This is a genomic window from Undibacterium sp. CCC3.4 (assembly GCF_034347425.1).
GTDB lineage: Bacteria > Pseudomonadota > Gammaproteobacteria > Burkholderiales > Burkholderiaceae_D > Undibacterium.
In genome coordinates this window covers 4352244-4370249 of record NZ_CP133779.1, presented here as the reverse complement: position 1 = coordinate 4370249, position 18006 = coordinate 4352244, and the positions used below count along the sequence as shown (strand labels likewise).

General features: G+C 51.8%; 16 protein-coding genes. All 16 read left to right on the top strand.

The window, feature by feature from the left end; genetic code table 11:
- Position 1: 1 nt before the first annotated feature.
- The 16 genes from sctC (at position 2) to RHM61_RS19220 (ending at position 17981) form a co-directional block, all read left to right on the top strand.
- Entirely contained in the window at positions 2-1852 is a 1851-nt protein-coding gene (sctC, locus tag RHM61_RS19295) for a type III secretion system outer membrane ring subunit SctC (RefSeq protein ID WP_322248930.1), read from the top strand.
- Entirely contained in the window at positions 1842-2960 is a 1119-nt protein-coding gene (gene sctW, locus RHM61_RS19290; RefSeq protein ID WP_322248929.1) for a type III secretion system gatekeeper subunit SctW, read from the top strand. The genes sctC and sctW overlap by 11 nt, the downstream gene beginning before the upstream one ends.
- Before the next feature lie 22 nt (positions 2961-2982).
- Positions 2983-5040 carry an EscV/YscV/HrcV family type III secretion system export apparatus protein gene (locus RHM61_RS19285; protein ID WP_322248928.1) on the top strand — a complete coding sequence of 686 codons (2058 nt, stop codon included), beginning with the start codon at positions 2983-2985 and terminating at the stop codon, positions 5038-5040.
- A 15-nt stretch (positions 5041-5055) separates the two neighbouring features.
- Positions 5056-5460: a hypothetical protein gene (locus RHM61_RS19280; protein WP_322248927.1), complete on the top strand. Its 405-nt coding sequence runs from the start codon at positions 5056-5058 to the stop codon at positions 5458-5460.
- Positions 5457-6749, top strand: coding sequence for a type III secretion system ATPase SctN (gene sctN / locus RHM61_RS19275; protein ID WP_322248926.1), 1293 nt, complete (start codon positions 5457-5459; stop codon positions 6747-6749). The genes RHM61_RS19280 and sctN overlap by 4 nt, the downstream gene beginning before the upstream one ends.
- The gene (locus RHM61_RS19270) at positions 6733-7185 is read left to right on the top strand and encodes a hypothetical protein (RefSeq protein WP_322248925.1); all 453 of its coding nucleotides are present in this window, start codon (positions 6733-6735) and stop codon (positions 7183-7185) included. The genes sctN and RHM61_RS19270 overlap by 17 nt, the downstream gene beginning before the upstream one ends.
- An 87-nt stretch (positions 7186-7272) precedes the next feature.
- Positions 7273-8805 carry a type III secretion system needle length determinant, SpaN/EivJ family gene (locus tag RHM61_RS19265; protein ID WP_322248924.1) on the top strand — a complete coding sequence of 511 codons (1533 nt, stop codon included), beginning with the start codon at positions 7273-7275 and terminating at the stop codon, positions 8803-8805.
- Positions 8802-9794, top strand: coding sequence for a type III secretion system cytoplasmic ring protein SctQ (sctQ, locus tag RHM61_RS19260; RefSeq protein WP_322248923.1), 993 nt, complete (start codon positions 8802-8804; stop codon positions 9792-9794). Before RHM61_RS19265 ends, sctQ begins: the two co-directional genes overlap by 4 nt.
- Complete coding sequence (locus tag RHM61_RS19255; RefSeq protein ID WP_322248922.1) at positions 9784-10431, top strand: EscR/YscR/HrcR family type III secretion system export apparatus protein; 648 nt, start codon at positions 9784-9786, stop codon at positions 10429-10431. Before sctQ ends, RHM61_RS19255 begins: the two co-directional genes overlap by 11 nt.
- Before the next feature lie 8 nt (positions 10432-10439).
- On the top strand, positions 10440-10697 hold the full coding sequence (locus tag RHM61_RS19250) for an EscS/YscS/HrcS family type III secretion system export apparatus protein (RefSeq protein ID WP_322248921.1): 258 nt from the start codon (positions 10440-10442) through the stop codon (positions 10695-10697).
- 6 nt (positions 10698-10703) lie between these two features.
- Positions 10704-11504 carry a type III secretion system export apparatus subunit SctT gene (sctT, locus tag RHM61_RS19245; RefSeq protein WP_322248920.1) on the top strand — a complete coding sequence of 267 codons (801 nt, stop codon included), beginning with the start codon at positions 10704-10706 and terminating at the stop codon, positions 11502-11504.
- Complete coding sequence (locus RHM61_RS19240; RefSeq protein ID WP_322248919.1) at positions 11491-12636, top strand: EscU/YscU/HrcU family type III secretion system export apparatus switch protein; 1146 nt, start codon at positions 11491-11493, stop codon at positions 12634-12636. The genes sctT and RHM61_RS19240 overlap by 14 nt, the downstream gene beginning before the upstream one ends.
- Positions 12637-12793: 157 nt before the next feature.
- Positions 12794-13327: a type III secretion system translocator chaperone SicA gene (sicA, locus tag RHM61_RS19235; RefSeq protein ID WP_322248918.1), complete on the top strand. Its 534-nt coding sequence runs from the start codon at positions 12794-12796 to the stop codon at positions 13325-13327.
- 10 nt (positions 13328-13337) lie between these two features.
- Positions 13338-15140, top strand: coding sequence for a type III secretion system translocon subunit SctE (gene sctE, locus RHM61_RS19230; protein ID WP_322248917.1), 1803 nt, complete (start codon positions 13338-13340; stop codon positions 15138-15140).
- A gap of 72 nt (positions 15141-15212) precedes the next feature.
- Positions 15213-16319, top strand: coding sequence for a hypothetical protein (locus tag RHM61_RS19225; RefSeq protein ID WP_322248916.1), 1107 nt, complete (start codon positions 15213-15215; stop codon positions 16317-16319).
- Between the two features lie 234 nt (positions 16320-16553).
- Entirely contained in the window at positions 16554-17981 is a 1428-nt protein-coding gene (locus RHM61_RS19220) for an IpaD/SipD/SspD family type III secretion system needle tip protein (RefSeq protein ID WP_322248915.1), read from the top strand.
- Positions 17982-18006: the final 25 nt, after the last annotated feature.

Here is an 18006-nt window from a genome sequence, read left to right as displayed (position 1 = left end):
TATGCATAGCAAGGAAATCTCACCCCCGCCGTTCTGGCCACGTCTTGTTTTGTTGACCGCACTCGGATGGCCTGTACTGGCCGCGGCGCTCGAGGATACTCCCGCCGCGGCAGAAAGCTCGCCAGTCCCGGCTGCCGTCGCCACCGATATCAAAGCTCTCGGCAGCGCTGAGGTTCGTGATGCAGCAATACCAAAACCTATTGATATCGGCTATGTCGCCCGCAACGATGGCGTGCGCGATTTTTTCAATGCCTTGTCGGTCCGCCTGAAGAAACCGGTCATCGTCAGTAATAAGGCTGCCCTTAAAAAAGTCAGCGGCGACTTCGATCTGAGCAAGCCCAATCAAACCCTGGAACAGTTGAGTGCGCAATTGGGCTTGATCTGGTATCACGACGGCCAATCGATTTACATCTATGACGCCAGTGAAGCGAAAAACACCGTGGTCTCGTTGAAAAACACCTCGATCGCCAAATTACGCCAATTTTTGCAGCAAGCCGGACTCTACGACCGCCGTTTTCCGTTCCGTGGATCCGAACGCGAAAAAGTATTTTATCTGTCCGCGCCGCCGGTCTATGTTGATCTGGTCTCCAGTACGGCTACTTTTCTCGATGCATCGAGTAACGAGCGCGCCCTCGGCAATCTGAAAATCGGCGTCGTACGTTTGCAAAATACCTTTGTCACTGACCGCAGCTATGCACTGCGCGGTCAGACCAAAACGGTGCCTGGCATTGCCAGTATCATTGAAGAAATGCTGGAAAATGAAAAAATCGGCGTTGAAATCAGCACGGCAGCGTCGGCCAAAGATGCCACTGGCATGCCGAGTGCAGGCTTGACGCCAGCGCTTAAATCGCCATTGCCACCGCCGCTGGCCGGCACGACCGAACATGCCGCGATGGCCTTGCCGACACCATCAGCGGGAAAAAAAAGTCGGTTCCCTGGTATGGATGATGCCGATGAAAACAAAATCCGCGTACTTGCCTACCCAGATACCAACAGCTTACTGATCAAAGGCACGACCGAGCAAGTGGCATTCATCGAAGACTTGATCGCCAAACTGGATATCGCCAAACGCCACGTCGAACTGTCGCTCTGGATTATCGATCTGCAGGCAGAGCAACTCGATCAACTTGGTGTCAGTTGGAATGGTGCGGCCGGAAATAGTAAATTTGCAGCGACCATTAATTCGGGTCTGCCGACCAGTACACTCGACGGTTATAATTTCATTGCCTCGGTCAAGGCACTCAACAGTGATGATAAAGCCAAAATCGTCTCGCGTCCGGTGGTGTTGACGCAAGAAAATACGCCTGCATTCTTCGACCACAACCGGAGTTTTTATGTCAAGCTGGAAGGCGAGCGTGCGGTTCAGCTCGATACGGTCACCTTCGGCACGCTGATCAAGGTATTGCCGCGTTTTGCTGAGGACGGTGAAATTGAAATGACACTGGAAATCGAAGACGGCAACGAAGTCGCAAGTGTTAACAGTGATGGCGACAGCGGGGCACCCTTACCGAAAGTGGCCAGAACCAATATCAGTACTGTGGCCCGCGTTCCGCATGGAAAGAGCTTGCTGGTTGGTGGCTATACGCGTGACGAGGGTTCCGAACGGATCGAAAAAATTCCTGTCTTGGGCGACTTACCTTTGGTCGGTGGCCTATTCCGTTCCACGGTTAAACGCGCCAATAATTTGGTACGTGTTTTCTTGATCGAGCCAAGATACAACGAGGCACCGCGCGCGCGCGACGCCGGCGACCTCGGCGATGAAGTCGTTGGTGATCTGATTGAGCGTGTCGAGCAGGGTCAGCCAGAGCAAGAAACGGTGCGCGATTATCTGGATAGAAAAAATGGAAATTAGTCGTTTTCCGGCTAATTCGCCCATCATTCATCGCCATCGCGCAGCCGCACGCCGCGAGGAAGAAGCACGCGCAGCGAATTCGCATACGCAAACACATGAAGTGCCGCCGGAGGATGACCTCAATCCGGTTGCCATGTTACAGCGCTTCATTAATTCTACCGATGAAATGTCATCGGCGATGGCGCAGTTCCGAAATCGTCGCGATTTGAAGAAGATGGATTCCGATCTCGATAATTTCGAGCGCGTGCTGGAAAAAGATGTACTTCCAAAAGTACAGCAAGTCTTGAAGTTTGCCGCCGCCGCCGGAGTAACATCGGAATTGCTGGCGCAATTACGCTCCATGTTTCCCGATGACAGTGATTTGATACTGATCTTGCGTGCGCTGCTTAAGCGGCGTCAGATTGAAGAGACCAGTCGCAAACGGCTGGAACAGGTGCTTGTCGATGTCGAGCGCGGCGCTGTTCCGCGGCGTGTCAAAGCCGGCATCAATTGCGCAATCAAAGCCCGTATGTTCGGTAAATTGTTACAGCGTAGTCCGGCCTTGTTGCGGGAATCTTATCGTCGATTTCTCGATGATGAACAGGGACCGACGGCCGCTTACACCGACTGGGTACTGCACTACGGCTATGAGCATCGCGAGCAAATCCTCAACTTCATCGAAGCCGCCTTAGCCAATGATGTCATGGCTCAGGATCCGAGTTGCGACTTCGTCGAGTTCGGCAACTTGTTGAAAAAATTAGTGCAGGTGCGAATGTTGCGCTCGGCAGAAATTATATTCTTAGCCAATCTTTTGCGCCACCCATTGATCCGTCGTTGCAATGAGGTAGAAATAGAATGGCTGGTTTTCATGCTCGGTATTTTGCAAGCCCCTGAGGAAATCGATCAGTCACTGCACGAAGTGCTGGGTCAAAGTCTGATCTTATGCACACATGCCGAACGCAGCACGATACTGCAACTGATACGCGATGGCTTTCACAATGTACCGCTTGAGCTCTTCCCTGAAATCACTGCTGTACATGAACTGCTGATGCGCTTGGATGAACTTTCCACGCTGGCCCATGATCTCGAGGTGATCGAAGGTCGCCGTGGCCCTGATAATCTGGAGTAAAAAAAATGAATGGAGTCATTCTGTGTTAAACGATACCCTGAACGGTCTGCGCTCGCGTCCCGAGTTGCTGATTCTGTTGCTGATGATAACAATCATCGCGATGCTCATCGTACCGCTGCCGACCTATCTGGTGGACTTTCTGATCGGTCTCAATATCGTCATCGCAGTGTTGGTATTTATGGGCTCGTTTTATATCGAAAAGATTTTGAATTTTTCTTCTTTTCCTTCTATTCTACTCATTACTACTTTGTTTCGACTGGCCTTATCCATCAGCACCAGTCGTTTGATTCTGCTTGAAGCCGATGCCGGTGAAATTATCAATACCTTCGGTGAATTCGTCATCGGCGACAGCCTCGCGGTCGGTTTTGTGGTGTTTGCCATTGTCACGATCGTGCAATTCATCGTCATCACCAAAGGTTCCGAGCGCGTCGCCGAGGTAGCAGCCCGTTTCTCACTCGACGGTATGCCGGGCAAGCAGATGAGTATCGATTCCGATCTCAAGGCCGGCCTGATCGATGCCGAAGGTGTGCGTCGTCGACGCAGTACACTCGAACGCGAAAGCCAGTTGTATGGCTCGTTTGATGGTTCGATGAAGTTCATCAAGGGCGATGCGATCGCCGGCATCATCATTATTTTTGTCAATTTCATCGGTGGTATTACTGTCGGCATGTCGCGTCACGGTATGGATCTGTCCACTGCGCTCGATACCTACACCATCCTCACCATCGGCGATGGTTTGGTTGCCCAAATTCCCGCCTTGCTCATTGCTATCAGCGCCGGTTTCATCGTTACGCGTGTCAACGACGACGATGAAAGCAATCTAGGTAAAACCATCATGACGCAGCTGCTGGGAACGCAATTTGTTCTCATCGTCACCGCCTTACTGGCCGTCGCCATCGGCCTGCTGCCGGGTTTTCCGACCGGTGTATTCGTGATACTGGCCGCTTTGCTGGCCGGTCTGTACTTCATTCGGCGTCGCGCTGCGCACAAGGCCAGACCACCAGAAGCGGCTGCCGATGGCAGTTATCAAGAAAACTCGGAAGCAGACAACCAACTTGGACTCATCGGCAACCTCGACAACATGGCGGCGGAAACCATCCCGCTGATCTTGCTGGTGCCGGCAAAACGTTATGCCGCCTTAAACGAAGTACAAATCGGCCAACGTTTCGCCAGTCAATTTTTCATCGATTACGGCGGTAATTTACCAACGGTATTACTGCGTGCCAGCGAAGCCTTGGCCGATAACCGAGCCGTCGTCATGATTAATGAAATTCGCGCCGAAGAATTCAGTGTCTATTACGATCAATTTTTGGTAGTGAATGCCAATGAAGAAATCGACCAACTCGGCATTCCGCATCACAGCGAAGCGCAGGGCGAGAGCCGACGTGTCTGGGTATTGCCGGCGCAAAAAGAAAAATTGCTCAAGCTCGGTTTTCAGTTACGTGCGGCATTAGACGAGCTGTACCAATGTTTTGCGGTATTACTGTCACGTAATGTCAATGAATACTTCGGCATCCAGGAAACGAAACAGATGCTCGACAAGTTGGAAGCGAAATACCCGGACTTGCTCAAAGAAGTATACCGCCATGCCACCGTGCAGAGAATCGCCGAAGTGCTGCAGCGCCTGCTGTCGGAACGTATCTCCATTCGCAATATGAAGCTGGTCATGGAAACCTTGGCGCATTGGGCTCCGCGTGAAAAAGATGTGATTGCTCTGGTTGAACATGTACGCGGCGCGATGGCACGTTACATCTGCGATAAATTCGCTACACGGGATGAACTACGTGCGCTCGTCATGTCACCGCAACTTGAGGAACTCATTCGTATGGGAGTGCGCAGCACCTCGGGCGGAACCTTTCTCAATCTCGATCCGGTGCAGTCTGAAGAAGTGCTCGACAAATTCACCTTGGCTTTCAGTGAAATTTCATTCGCCCAAAAAGACATGGTGGTATTGACGGCAGTCGATGTACGTCGCTTCGTCAAAAAACTCCTTGAGCCACGTTTTCGTGAACTCGAAGTGTTGTCGTTCGGTGAAATCACTGAAAATATTTCTATTAACGTAATTAAATCCATTCATTAAAAAAAAGGAGAATATATGCAATATATTGACATCGCAACTCTGGTGAAGGACGCGCTGCTTTCCGGCGGCTGTGCCGCCGACATGATAGGAGATCTCGACAGTCACTCGACCATCGCGCTCGATTTCAACTGGTCGCCGACCATCTATGTCGGTCGCCGTGATGATGATATCTGGCTTTGGAGCCGCCTGTGCGAATACCATGAAAACAGTGTTGACCTGCATGCCGCCAGTTTGCTCAAAGAAATGATGAAAAAACTCTCATGGGTACGCAACGATCATTTGTGTTTCAATGAAGACCAAGGTTATCTCGAATTACGCGGCTTGGTGGCACTCAGTGCGCTCGAAGATGGCGAAAAATTTCGCGAAGCACTCGAGGGCTTTCTTGAGCGGGCCGACACCTTCCGGGCTTTACTGAAATGACGCCAGCTCTGCGCTTGATGCGTGAATTCGCCCATCCGCTCAATCTCGCCGGGCCGATCATCGAAGCGCCTTTGCCCGATGTCATGATCGGCGAAATTTGCGAAATTCGTCGACACTGGAACACTATGGAAACGGTTGCCCGTGCTCAGGTCGTCGGCTTTCGTGAAGACGTCGCAATCCTGAGTCTGATCGGTATCTCCAAGGGTTTGTCTCGGCAAGCATTGCTCATGCCCACAGGTGCCAGTCTGACCGTGCCGATTGGTGCCGGTTTGCTGGGTGCCGTGGTCGATCCATCCGGCAGTATCACTGAACGCTTTTGCCCGGCGCCGGAAGGTCGCAGCACCGCGCAAGCGATCGATGCGGCGCCTCCCGGATACCGCGAGCGCGAAGTCGTTGCCACACCATTGGTCACTGGTGTACGCGCTATCGACGGCTTGCTGACCTGTGGCATCGGCCAGCGTGTCGGTATTTTTTCTTCTGCCGGCTGTGGTAAGACCACACTCATGAATATGCTCATCGATCATGCTGATGCCGATGTGTTTGTCATCGGTCTCATTGGTGAACGCGGTCGTGAAGTAACGGAATTCGCCAGCATGCTGCGCCAGTCTCCACATGCCGACCGCTGCGTGCTCGTGTATGCGACCTCCGATTTTTCTTCCGTTGATCGCTGCAACGCCGCCTTGCTGGCGACGACGGTGGCCGAGTATTTTCGCTCTGAAGGAAAACGTGTGGTGTTGTTCATGGATTCGATCACCCGTTACGCGCGCGCCCTGCGTGACGTCGCTCTGGCTACCGGTGAAGCACCGGCCCGCCGCGGCTATCCGGCTTCGGTCTTCGATGCCTTGCCACGCTTGTTGGAGCGGCCAGGCGTTACCTCCAGCGGCAGCATTACCGCATTCTATACCGTGCTGCTTGAGAGTGATGACGAGCCCGATCCGATCGCCGATGAAATCCGTTCTATTCTTGATGGGCACATCTATCTCAATCGTGCACTGGCTGCGAAGGGTCACTTTCCCGCTATCGATGTCCTGCGCAGTGCCAGTCGGGTCGCCTTGCAAGTGAGCTCAGAGGCGCATCAAAAACAAGCCATGGCAGTACGTGATTTACTCGCGCGTTTAGAAGACCTGCAAGTTTTTATCGATCTCGGCGAATACAAAGAAGGACAAAATCGCGAAAACGACAAGGCCATGCAGCGTCGCCCGGCGCTCAATAAATGGTTGCGTCAATCTCGCAGCGAGAGTGATAGCTTGGAAAGAACCTTGGAGCAAATGCGTGCAATTGCTGCTTAAAGCGCGTCTGATGCTACGACGCTGCGAGTCACATCGCACTCGCAGTGCCGCCAACATAGAAGCCTTGCAATTTAAAATGCAAGGCTTGAAAGACGAAATCCGTACCCTCGATAGTCAGCAGCAGGTGTACCTGATGATGTCGCAACAGCAGATAGCTAACGGCGTGACTACGCGCTCCGGCTTATTTGCGATGCAACAGCACAGCGCCGTCTATCGCCAGAAAATTCAAGAGCTAGCCTTGCAGCGCCGCGAACTCGAAGAGCAAACTGAACAGTTACAAAAACAATTGACGACAGCGCGCAGCGCGCATATGCAATGGCATCGCAAAGTTGATAAATTTTTTCAATGCGTACGGCGTGAACGTATCAAGCTGGCACTGCAGCGCAGTTGGCGTGAAGAGACCGAAGTCCAGGAAAAATACTCACGCAAGTTCTGATTGCAATGATCAGATTTTCATCGGGTTTGTGCGCGTGCTGTCTCGTAAAGTTCATCCTGAGGCCAATCGATACCAAGGATGAACCGTATGACGAATATAAATCCAAGCACTGCCATGCGTTCTGCTGCGCAGGCGACCACCACAGCAAGCGGCGCTCAGGGCGTCAGTACTGCATTTGATAGAGAAGTGGAACAATTACGTAAAAAAAAGCAAGCGTATCGCGAGGCCGAAGACATGATGGTCGCAGCGCTGCCATTCATGCCATCAACAGCGCTGCAAGCCCGCGCACGCGCTGGTACTCTCAGTACTAGTCAAGCCATCGCTGTCGATGATGATGCCGATGCCGATGCTATCGCCGATACCGAGCGCTCGGCCTCATCGTCTGCTTCGAATTCTCTCCCTACTGATGTGTCACACCTTGCATCGCAAGCAATACTGTTTCAGCACTCGCCATCGTATCAACACGCGTCGCTGGCATCGACAGTGCGACGCCGTGCATTGCCACCTACTTCAAATTTGACTCTGGCTGCTGTCAATACGCCCATCTTGGCCGCCTCTGCCGCATCAGTGCAAAGGTCTGGCAAACTGGTCGCTGATCTCGCTGTGCGCCCCTCAGAGCGGCAAGAGCGCTTAGGTTCTGATATGCAAGCGCCACAGGCGCCACAAGCGCGGCAAGCTCAGCAGCATGCTGCAGGCAATAGTGCCGCACTCAATGGAGCTGTATCGCCTGCGATGCTGGGCGTGTTGGCATCTCAGGTCGGTAGCGTTGTGTTACCTGATCCGGCGCGGATATTGAAAGCCATCGCCGATGTCGCTGCTCCTCTTCCGGCCCGGCCTGAGCCTTCTGGCAGTTTGCCTGAAATTTCGACAGTACTCTCGCTGCAGCAATTACGCACGAATGTCCATTTGTCATTACCGCACCGTGCGCGCAGTTTGATGGCATTGCCCGGTGAGTTGGTAGAACAGAAATCGTCGACGCTGCCATCGCCTGCCGTTTCGGCTGAGTTGCGTGCCGCGCCCAAGTCTACCTCGGTGAACGAGTCTGCAGCCGCGGCGCGAGTTGGTAAGCAAGCGCGCGCCTTGCCCACTGAGCTAGTGCACGCCGCATCGGCCATGAGCTCGCCGCGCCCCTCTTGGTCAACGCCGAATCCGGCATCGCTTGAGCGCGCTCTCGTATCCTCGAGCAGAATGAATGAGCCGAGCGCACCGCTGCGTGTCGATAAAAAAATGCGCGCAGTGGTCGATGACTTGTTAGCTGCTGAGACTGTCGCACCGCAGCGCGCTCCACATGCGCCTGAATTGCGCACGCAAACTGCCACACCTGCACAGTCGCCACCGCAGTTGCCAAGCGAACGCCTCAGCGCCGAAGCGCCACTGCTCGGTACCCAGGTGACCTACCAATTCAAAACTTGGGGCAAGGAGCATGCCGTCCGTTTGCAGGCGGCTTCTGAAGCCGCGCCATTTTTACTGCAACCGTCCGATCCCTTGGTCGCACAACGTCTCGATCACTACTCTGGTCAATTGCCAGCGCCAGTCGAATGGCAACTGCTCCAAGATGAAGATCAAGGTGATCGGCAAGCCCGTCCTGACTTTCTTGATGACGAGGAAGAGACAGCGTGAGTCAATTTCATTTCCGACGCGTCGAACGCGCCGACTTGCAGGCGCGCGCTGCCGTCGCGCTATGGCAGTCACAGGGCTTGCAGGTGCAGTACCAAAGCTTACCTGGCTATCGACGCTACTTGCAACTGAGCGCTTTCGATGATGTTGCGCCGAGTGCGCCACGCTGGCAAGGCTATCTCGATCTCGATGAATGGATGGAAAGTGTGGCGCCGGATCTGGCAGTACTGGCGCGCGGGGCGCCACATGAAGAGCAGCTCTTGCAGTTGTTCGGACTGACTGAACAAGCAGTCAGCTTAGTTGTGCCAGCGCTGCAATATACCCGCTTGTTGCATGAAAAACTCAGTGATACGCAAGCCCTCCCAAGTCAAGCTATGCCGTGCTTGCATACTGCGCAAGGGAAATTATGGCTGCAATATTTTCCTGAACCGACTGCAGTACCAGCGAATGCGGTGGCACCTGCTTTGCTGGCACTGCCGCTTGATTTGCAACTTATGCTGGGGCACAGCCATATCAGTGTCACCTTATTGTCGCAGCTACGCTGCGGCGATGCGCTCATGATTTTAAACGCGACACCGACCATTGCTATTTTAGGAATGGCTGTCGGTCGCTACGTATGGACTAAGGAAGGATTTATAGTGGAACAATTGCAAGACGATTACATTGATCATGAATTCGATGACGCCGACGCCGAGATCGATGATTTTTACACCGATGCGGCAGCCGCAACAAGTGTCGCAGCGGATACGCATCGTTCCATCGCCCGTGTGCCGGTACGTCTCGATTTCATGTTGAGCAGTAAGCGCATGACGATGGGCGAGTTGTCGCAGCTCAGCGCTGGAAAGTTACTTGAGCTTGCACCTGATATAGAAAAAAATATTCGTATCAGCGCCAATGGCGTCTTACTGGCGCAAGGAGAATTGATACAGATCGACGACCGACTGGCAGTAGAAATCACCGAACTTTACTCCGAACCGCACCATGCCGAATGATATTACGCTCATTGCGCTGCTGGCATTCCTGACTCTATTGCCGTTTCTGGTTGCTTCAGGTACCTGTTACGTCAAATTTTCCATCGTCTTTGTCATGGTGCGCAATGCGCTCGGTCTGCAGCAAGTTCCATCCAACATGACGCTCAATGGCGTGGCCTTGCTGTTGTCCTTGTTCGTCATGATGCCGATTGCTCAGCAAGCGTACACGCATTATCAATCCCATGATGTCCGTTTCGATAGTGTCGCGTCGGTGGTTTCCTTCACGGAAACCGGGCTCGATGGCTATCGCGCTTACCTCACTAAATATGCCGATCCGGAATTGACAAAATTCTTTGATGATGCTGAAAAAAAGCGTCATGGTACAGAGCAGGTCAGCGATCCCGATGCCCCGCCATCGATACTCTCCTTACTGCCGGCGTATACGCTGACGGAAATCAAAAATGCTTTCAAAATTGGCTTTTACTTGTATTTGCCCTTTGTGATTGTCGACCTCGTCATCTCAAGCATCTTATTATCGCTTGGTATGATGATGATGAGCCCGGTCACCATCTCCGTACCGGTGAAGTTGGTATTGTTCGTCGTACTTGATGGCTGGACCTTGCTGTCCAAAGGCCTGATGCTGCCTTACATGTCTTAGGAATCGCCATGACCGATCTCACTTATGCTGGCAACCAAGTTTTATATTTGGTCTTGCTTTTGTCGGCACCACCCATCCTCGTTGCCACCATAGTCGGTCTGACGGTAGGCTTATTTCAAACAGTGACGCAATTGCAAGAGCAAACCTTGCCGTTCGGCGTCAAGTTGCTGGCGGTATGTCTGTGTTTGTTCATGCTCTCTGGTTGGATAGGCGAGAGCCTGTTGAACTTCAGCCGTGAAATGTTCAGCATGGCATTGCGCTCCTGATTCCCTATGCTTGCAACGCTGCACTCCCTCTCATCCGAAGCGACGCTCTGGCTCACTTCGCTGGTGCTGGCCTCGGCACGCATGGCCCCGGTATTTTTTGTCTTACCGTTCTTAAATACCAGTGTGCTCACCGGGGTCATGCGTCAAACCGTCATCATGGTGGTGGCCATTGGTTTGTGGCCGCATCCGGTCAGCGCCTTGGCACCGATTCCAGCCGTCACCATGCTGACTATGATCGCCGGCGAAGCCTTGATCGGCATCGTGCTGGCATGCTTGTTAAGCTGGCCGTTCTGGGTATTTCATGCTGTAGGCAGCTTCATCGACAATCAGCGCGGTGCCACACTCAGCAGCAGTATCGACCCGGCGAACGGTATCGATACATCGGAAATGGCGAATTTTTTCAATTTATTTGCTGCCGCTATCTACTTGCAAGGCGGGGGCATGCAATTGATGCTCAATATGTTTGCGCAGAGTTATCAACTGTGTGATCCCTTGCTTGCTTGTCAAATGCAGTTCCAGCCTCTGGCATCGGTGCTGACCAGTTTTATGGGGCAAGCCTTGGTCTTGTCCAGTCCGGTAGTGATCGCCTTGCTGCTGACCGAAGCCTTGCTCGGCTTGTTGTCGCGCTTTGCACCGCAGATGAATGCCTTCTCGATTGCGCTGACGGTCAAAAGCGCAGTGGCCCTCATCATGCTCTTGCTTTACTTCGGCCCGCTCTTATCGGGCGAGGTAATGAATCTCCGGCGCGATCCGGCTACCCTGTCGAATTGGTTCACCGTACCAAAGGCTAACGATGGCAGCCAGTAAAAGCGAACTACCTACCGAGAAAAAGAAAAGTGACTCGGCCAAGAAAGGGCAATCATTCAAAAGTCGTGACCTGATCACTGCTTGCCTGTTGCTGTCTGGCTTAAGTTTTGTAATCTGGTATGTGTCTTTAAGTGAGCTCATGCTCTTGTATCGCGAAACCATTGCTAACCAATTCAAGCAAGGTATCGCCGAATACAGCGGGCAGGTGTTGTGGCTGAGTTTAAAAATTATTCTCCCTGTCGTTGGCGTGTGCCTTATCGCATCGGCCTTGCCGACTTTGCTGCAAACGAAGTTTGTGCTCGCTTTCGACGCGCTCAAGCTCAATTTTGACGCGCTCAATCCCGTCAATGGTTTTAAAAAAATGTTCAGCTTGCGCACGGTTAAAGAGTTGGTCAAAGCCTTGCTATATCTGTCGGCATTTTGCTTGGTGGTCGTGCTGTTTTTCGACAAAAACAAAGCTTTACTGCTAGCGCAAATCCATTCGAGTCCAGCGCAACTGGTACCGATCTGGCGCGATCTGCTCATGAGCCTGTTGCTCACGGCGCTGCTCTGCATCGTGCTCATCATTATCCTCGATGCCTTGACCGAGTACTTCCTCACGATCAAAGACATGAAAATGGAGAAGCAAGAGGTCAAGCGCGAGCACAAAGAACAAGATGGCGACCCCGAGATCAAACACCGACGCCGGGAATTCGCGATGGAACTGTTATCCGAGCAAGTCAAGAGCGATATCGAAAATTCCAGTGTTATCGTCGCCAACCCCACGCATTTGGCCATCGGTATTTACTTCAAACCCGAAATTGTCCCTATCCCATTTATTTCGGTGATCGAGGCCAATCAACGTGCACTGGCTGTTCGTGCTTACGCTGCCAAGGTCGGTGTACCTGTGGTGCGAGATATCGCTTTGGCGCGCAGATTATATAGAAAACACAGTCCGTATTCCTTCATCAATACCGAAGAGCTTGGCGATATTCTGAGAATACTGATGTGGTTGCAAGAAATGGAACAGTTGGGCGGTAACCAGGCTGACCCGGATCCGCGTAGCGATGAAGAAATGGAGGCTGATTTCAGCGCCGAGTCCGAGCCGGATAACACGCTCGGCAGTGCTGAAAATCGAAATAAAGATCAATGAAGCAGGTAAGGGAAGTAGGTTTGCGTCGTTGTAAAAACACGCTTATTTTATGAAATAAAAGTTTGGGCGATTTCTGAATGCTTGTGCTGAAGATAACTGTTTTAATACTACTCAGCACCACTAAATCGCTACAACGATATCTTGGTGAAAGAAAAAAATGATAGTAAATGATGATCAATTGGCGACGGATGAAACAGCAAAACTGATTGTGGAGGCAGTAGAAAATGGTGCCACGCTCAAAGACCTGTATGGAATTTCCGATGAGATGATGGATAAGTTGTATGCACTTGCCTACGATTTTTACAGCAATGGTCGGCTTGATGATGCTGAAAAATTCTTCCGTTTTCTCTGCATTTACGATTTCAATAATTCGCAATATTTAATGGGTTTGGCAGCCGTTGCGCAACTGAAGAAGAATTATCAGAAAGCGATAGATTTGTACGTGTTGGCGTTTGCCTTGGCTAAAAATGATTACGGCCCAGTGTTTTATACCGGTCAATGTCATATGTATTTACAGCGGACGGCAAAAGCCCGTCTGTGTTTTGAGTTGGTGTGTTTGCACAGTCACGAAGAGACCTTGCGCGCCAAGGCGAGTGCCTATCTGGAAGCATTGCAAGATGTGCAAGCGACCGAGGCAAGCGAAGAGTCCGACGTGGAGTTGTCCCCCGATGGGGATTTATTAAAAAAATGAGGTAGTCACAATGGGTTCTCCTGTTAGCAGTATTAGTGGTGCCGACCGCATACGTGCGAATTCGGAATTATTTTCAGCGGCACAGCTCAGTGTGTCGGCTGGTGAGGGTTTGGCTAAAGCCAGTCAGATCAGTGCCAGTGAAATTTATGCCACGCAGTTTATCGATGCGCGTGATGAAGCAGAACAGGCTGCAGCACGCGAAAATTTCGAGCGTCCGGTATTGGTTCGTCCTAAGCCGGAAGCCGAATTGACGAGCAATGCCAAGTTCACGCTTTTGATTGCGCAACTGATGGCCTTGATCGGTGAAATCTCCATCAACGAATTGATGAGTCGTTTTGCTATCTTCAAAAACTTCATGGAAGCACGTAACGCCAATCTTGGTCAGTTATCGGCAGCGGCTACCAGTGCGGTTGCCGCTGAGGCGCAAGCCCTGCTGGCATTCGAGCAAGCTGTGATGGTGATGGAGGAAAAGAAAAATGCCCATGAAGAGGCGAGGCTGCGTATGGCGAAGGCGGAAGCTGAAGTTTCTGCCGCTGCCCCTGGTACGCCAGAGCGTCAGCAAGCCGAACTCAATCTGGCGCTTGCTGCCAGCGCCTTTGCTCAAGCTCAGGCGGCCAAGCTGGCGGCCGAAATGGCCGGACGTTCAGCGCTAAGCAATTATGAACAAAAAACCGCTGTGGCTACCCAGGCGCTAGGCCTGACCAATGCGGCTGTTCAGTTGGTGCATACGCAGCCTATCAAGGAAGCCAACGAAACTAATCTGACCAGTTTGGCGCGTATGACCTTGCTCATGGCAAGCTTCATCGAACTGGTTGGAAAAAACAGCGAGTCCACGCTCAGAAACAGTTTGTCTTTATTTGAGGCTATGCAAGATGCGCGTAAAGCGGCCATGGAAAAAGCCGCCCGTGAATACGATGCGGAAGTGCGTAAGTCGGAAGAGACTGCACAGTTCGGCGGTTGTATCGGCAAGATCATCGGCGGTTTGTTGGCTGCAGTGATGGTGATAGCCAGCATAGTGACGCTAGGTGCAGCCACCTCTTTGGCCGCCTTGGTGGTGGCTGCTGTCACGCTGGTCGTCGTTATTGCCGATACCATAACCTCGCTGGCGACTGGGACCTCGCTGACAGAGCGCATATTGGCACCAATCATGGAGCCGCTGATGAAGAATGTCATCATGCCCTTTATACAGTTCGTCGCCGATATCATCAGTAAAATCCTTACCGCTTTTGGTATCGATCCTGAAGCCGTCGAAAAAGCCGCTAACATCATCGCCTCAGTCGTGGTCGCCATTTACCTCGTCGTTGTCGTGATTGTTGTCGCGCTGATTGCTAAAACTGCGGCAACTAAATTCATGGATATGTTTGGTACTGTCATTAAAGAAATGATTGTAAAAATTACGCCACAAGTCGTCATGCAACTTGCCAAAAGTGCTTCCGCTAATGCCGGCAGTTTCACAGTCAAAGCACTGACATCAGTTGGTCTCAAAAGCGATCAAATCGCACTGCAAATATATGTGAAAAATCTCAGCATCGCGCAATCCTCGCTCAGTCTTGCCGTTACCGGTACACAGGTTGGCACGGGCATGGCGCAAGGTGCTATTCAGGAAGAAATTTCTCGCTTGCTGGCAGAATTATTCTACTCTCAAAACAGTTCCAAGCAGCTCAGCGAATTTATGAAAGGTGCGTACGATCATTTTTCGACAGTTCAAGAATTTTTGCTGAATGCCTCGCGTGACTTGTCGACCATTGCAGTAAATAGAACTGAAACCGGTTTGATGATTTTAAATGGTGCGCGTCACGCGGCGCGAGCTTAAGTGGCGTTGAATATAACGCCGATGGCGGCGTCATATTTAGTTGGTTTAACTGATTTTTAAAGGAAAATTAAAATGGGTGCAATTGGAAATGCGGTAAGAGTCGTCGATTTTTCTGGTGTGGCAGCGGCGGAAAGTGCCGGTAAATATGCTGGGGTGATCACGTCGACTGTCGGCGAGGGGGGGCGTACTACTGGCACGTCTGGACAAAATCAAGCCATGACTGCAGTGGCGCGTGAAGCGATATTGCGTGCCGGAGTAGATTCAGGCTCAGCGCAAAAGCCCCTGTCTTTCTTCGCTGCGGCACAACCGGAATTGCTCAAGCCGGTAACGATGTTTAGTGGTGCGCTGGCACCAGCGCAAGAAAAAGGCTTGCTTGAATTGATCAGCCAGTTCGGCTTGCATGATGCTTCCAGCGAAATGATGGCAGCCTATTTAGCTTTGCAAAAAATGCGTTTGACCACGGCAGAAATGTTTGGGCGTTTCAATGTCATCGGCGAGCAATTGGCGAAACTTGCCGGTGAATCGATTAAAAAGCAAGGCGTCAGTACCGCCATCAGCGCTTTCGTCTCCGGTTCTATGCAATTCGCCGTGGCCGGTGCCGGTGTGGGGATGCGTATTAAATCGGCTAAGCAAGATATTGCATCGATCAATACAAATAAGTTGCCTGCCGCAGAAAGCAGAAAGACAGGGAAGGATGTCGGTGTCGCAAAAACAGTTAAGCCGGAGAACAATTCTGAGATGCTGGAAAACAAAATAGATACTAGCCCGAAAAATGTCAGTCAAAAGGTTGATCACGCGAATCCCATTGATGATGCGAAGCAAGATGCGGCAAAGCAGGCGGCGGAAAGGGCTGCTGACGTTGAGGTGAGAGACATTGATCATGAGCTGGCTTTGGCGCGGAGTTCCAAATGGGCCCATGCCGGCGATGGCATCAACGGCAGTTCGCAAATGTTTGGCACGATGGGGCGCAGCGCTGGCGATATCGAAGTGACGGCAGAAAAAATGCGAGAAGAAGTGACGCGTGCCAGTAATAGCGCCATGATGAACCTCGCCGGGCAGACGGGTGAAACGAAGAGTTCTGAGGGCGCTTTGCTGGAAAAAATGATGCAAATGATGGCGGAATTTGACAAGTCGCGTGCCTCCACCATGGCGGCGATCGCATCGAATATTCGCGCCTGATGCCGAATGGGCAGGCGAGTACAGACACGCTATGTTGGCAACGCTCAGATCGCGCTCAGATCGCGCTTAGTAGTGATGAGGCGGGTCTGGACGCACAGGCGATACTCAGTTGGTAACTATCTGAGGTCTGGTTTATCGCACTGCCCATCGTCTTCTTTTTTTGCGCAGCGTGTGCCCCCCACGCTGTGTTTTGAATTACTGTTTTAGTGAGAAAAGATTATGTCAGAAATAAGCATGTTCACCGTCACACCTCGCCTTAGCAATAACATCTTGTTCAGTGATGCAGCGTCGGCGACGCTGAAGACCAGTGAGCCGAGTGTGAATCTCGTCGCTGTGCCGAAATCAAATACTGCCGTTCTGAACTATGCGGCGCAAGCGAGTAGGGCGCTCGATACCTTGTATGGTGCAAAGTCGGCAGCAACTGGCACCGCCGCGAATGTGTTAGCTCAAACCCAACTGGCACAATCGATGGCTGCGCTTGATGCCCTTGCGGTTCCGGTGCCAGCCACGGTCAGCGATGCCGTGGCGATGGCGCTCAGTGCCAGCACAGGTACAGCGCAGACCAGCGGGCGCTCTATCTTTACCGATCCGCTGGTGCCCGCCGATCCCTTGACGCCGGCAATGGAAACGATTTACCAAGCATATTTAGTTTTCGCTGGAAAACTTCAGGCATCAGGCCCGGTAGTCGGCGAGCCGGTGGCCGACTATCGGGCTCGTCTTGAGGCGCTCAAGAATGAGTATCATGGCTTGGCCTTAACTGAGCGGATGATCTATTCTGACGAATTCGAACAGTTTTTAATTCTCAATGAGGCCATGGGTTTGCCGCCAAATACCTTGACGATAGTCAGTTTGATGGCGTCTCCCGCTCCTGGTGCTCCTGAAATGTTACTGCCATTTGCCTCAATTGATACCAGCATGATAGACCAAATGTTGAAAAAAATTGAAGGGCAAAGCGGCACCATCATCTTTCAGCATTCTGATACCAGCAGCATCCAACTTTGGCAAGAGACCGCCGAAGCGATGAGTAGCATCAACAATAATTACCTCAATATTTACCAAGATAGCTTAGGTAAATATAACGACTTCAATGCCGAATTCAGCGACATCGTCTCGAACATGACCAGCATGGTGGAGCGTGGTATCAAAGAGGGGGAAATCACGTTCAGGGTTGGTATTCTTTATACACAACTCGCAGCGCTGAAGGCGAAGTACTCGTTTGATACCAACGATCCGCAAGGTGCCGCCAGTCAGGCTGCCCATATTTTTACCGGCAGTGAGGCGGAAGCCAAGGCGTGGGCTAAGCGTTTGGGTATGCCAGAATCGACGGTCGTTGCCATCACCTCGCCCGGTAGTGTAGGTTTGTACTCGGTAGTGCTCGATACGGCGCCGATCAGCAGTCTGCTCAATTCACTCAGCGGCCTTGTATTTGGCAGCGGTTCCACTAGTCCGGTCGATAGCACTATGCGGCGAGAGTTGACGTCTGCGAATTTTTCACAATGGCAAACGAGTTTCGATACTCAAAGCGAACGTGTCAAACAGGGGCTGAGTGCTATGAGTCAGAAATACAGTTCCGCGCAAAGCAGTTTCGATAACATGATACAGGTGTTGAGTAAAACCATACCGGCCTTGGCCGATACGGATAAGACATTTTTCCAAATTTAATTGATCGCGATAAAGGAGCATGATC

Coding starts and splice junctions, on each gene's coding strand:
- RHM61_RS19280 (WP_322248927.1), top strand. CDS start 5,056: ATGCAATATATTGACATCGCAACTCTGGTGAAGGACGCGCTGCTTTCC.
- RHM61_RS19220 (WP_322248915.1), top strand. CDS start 16,554: ATGTTCACCGTCACACCTCGCCTTAGCAATAACATCTTGTTCAGTGAT.
- sctW (WP_322248929.1), top strand. CDS start 1,842: ATGGAAATTAGTCGTTTTCCGGCTAATTCGCCCATCATTCATCGCCAT.
- sctN (WP_322248926.1), top strand. CDS start 5,457: ATGACGCCAGCTCTGCGCTTGATGCGTGAATTCGCCCATCCGCTCAAT.
- sctE (WP_322248917.1), top strand. CDS start 13,338: ATGGGTTCTCCTGTTAGCAGTATTAGTGGTGCCGACCGCATACGTGCG.
- RHM61_RS19240 (WP_322248919.1), top strand. CDS start 11,491: ATGGCAGCCAGTAAAAGCGAACTACCTACCGAGAAAAAGAAAAGTGAC.
- sicA (WP_322248918.1), top strand. CDS start 12,794: ATGATAGTAAATGATGATCAATTGGCGACGGATGAAACAGCAAAACTG.
- RHM61_RS19265 (WP_322248924.1), top strand. CDS start 7,273: ATGACGAATATAAATCCAAGCACTGCCATGCGTTCTGCTGCGCAGGCG.
- RHM61_RS19255 (WP_322248922.1), top strand. CDS start 9,784: ATGCCGAATGATATTACGCTCATTGCGCTGCTGGCATTCCTGACTCTA.
- sctC (WP_322248930.1), top strand. CDS start 2: ATGCATAGCAAGGAAATCTCACCCCCGCCGTTCTGGCCACGTCTTGTT.
- RHM61_RS19225 (WP_322248916.1), top strand. CDS start 15,213: ATGGGTGCAATTGGAAATGCGGTAAGAGTCGTCGATTTTTCTGGTGTG.
- sctT (WP_322248920.1), top strand. CDS start 10,704: ATGCTTGCAACGCTGCACTCCCTCTCATCCGAAGCGACGCTCTGGCTC.
- RHM61_RS19250 (WP_322248921.1), top strand. CDS start 10,440: ATGACCGATCTCACTTATGCTGGCAACCAAGTTTTATATTTGGTCTTG.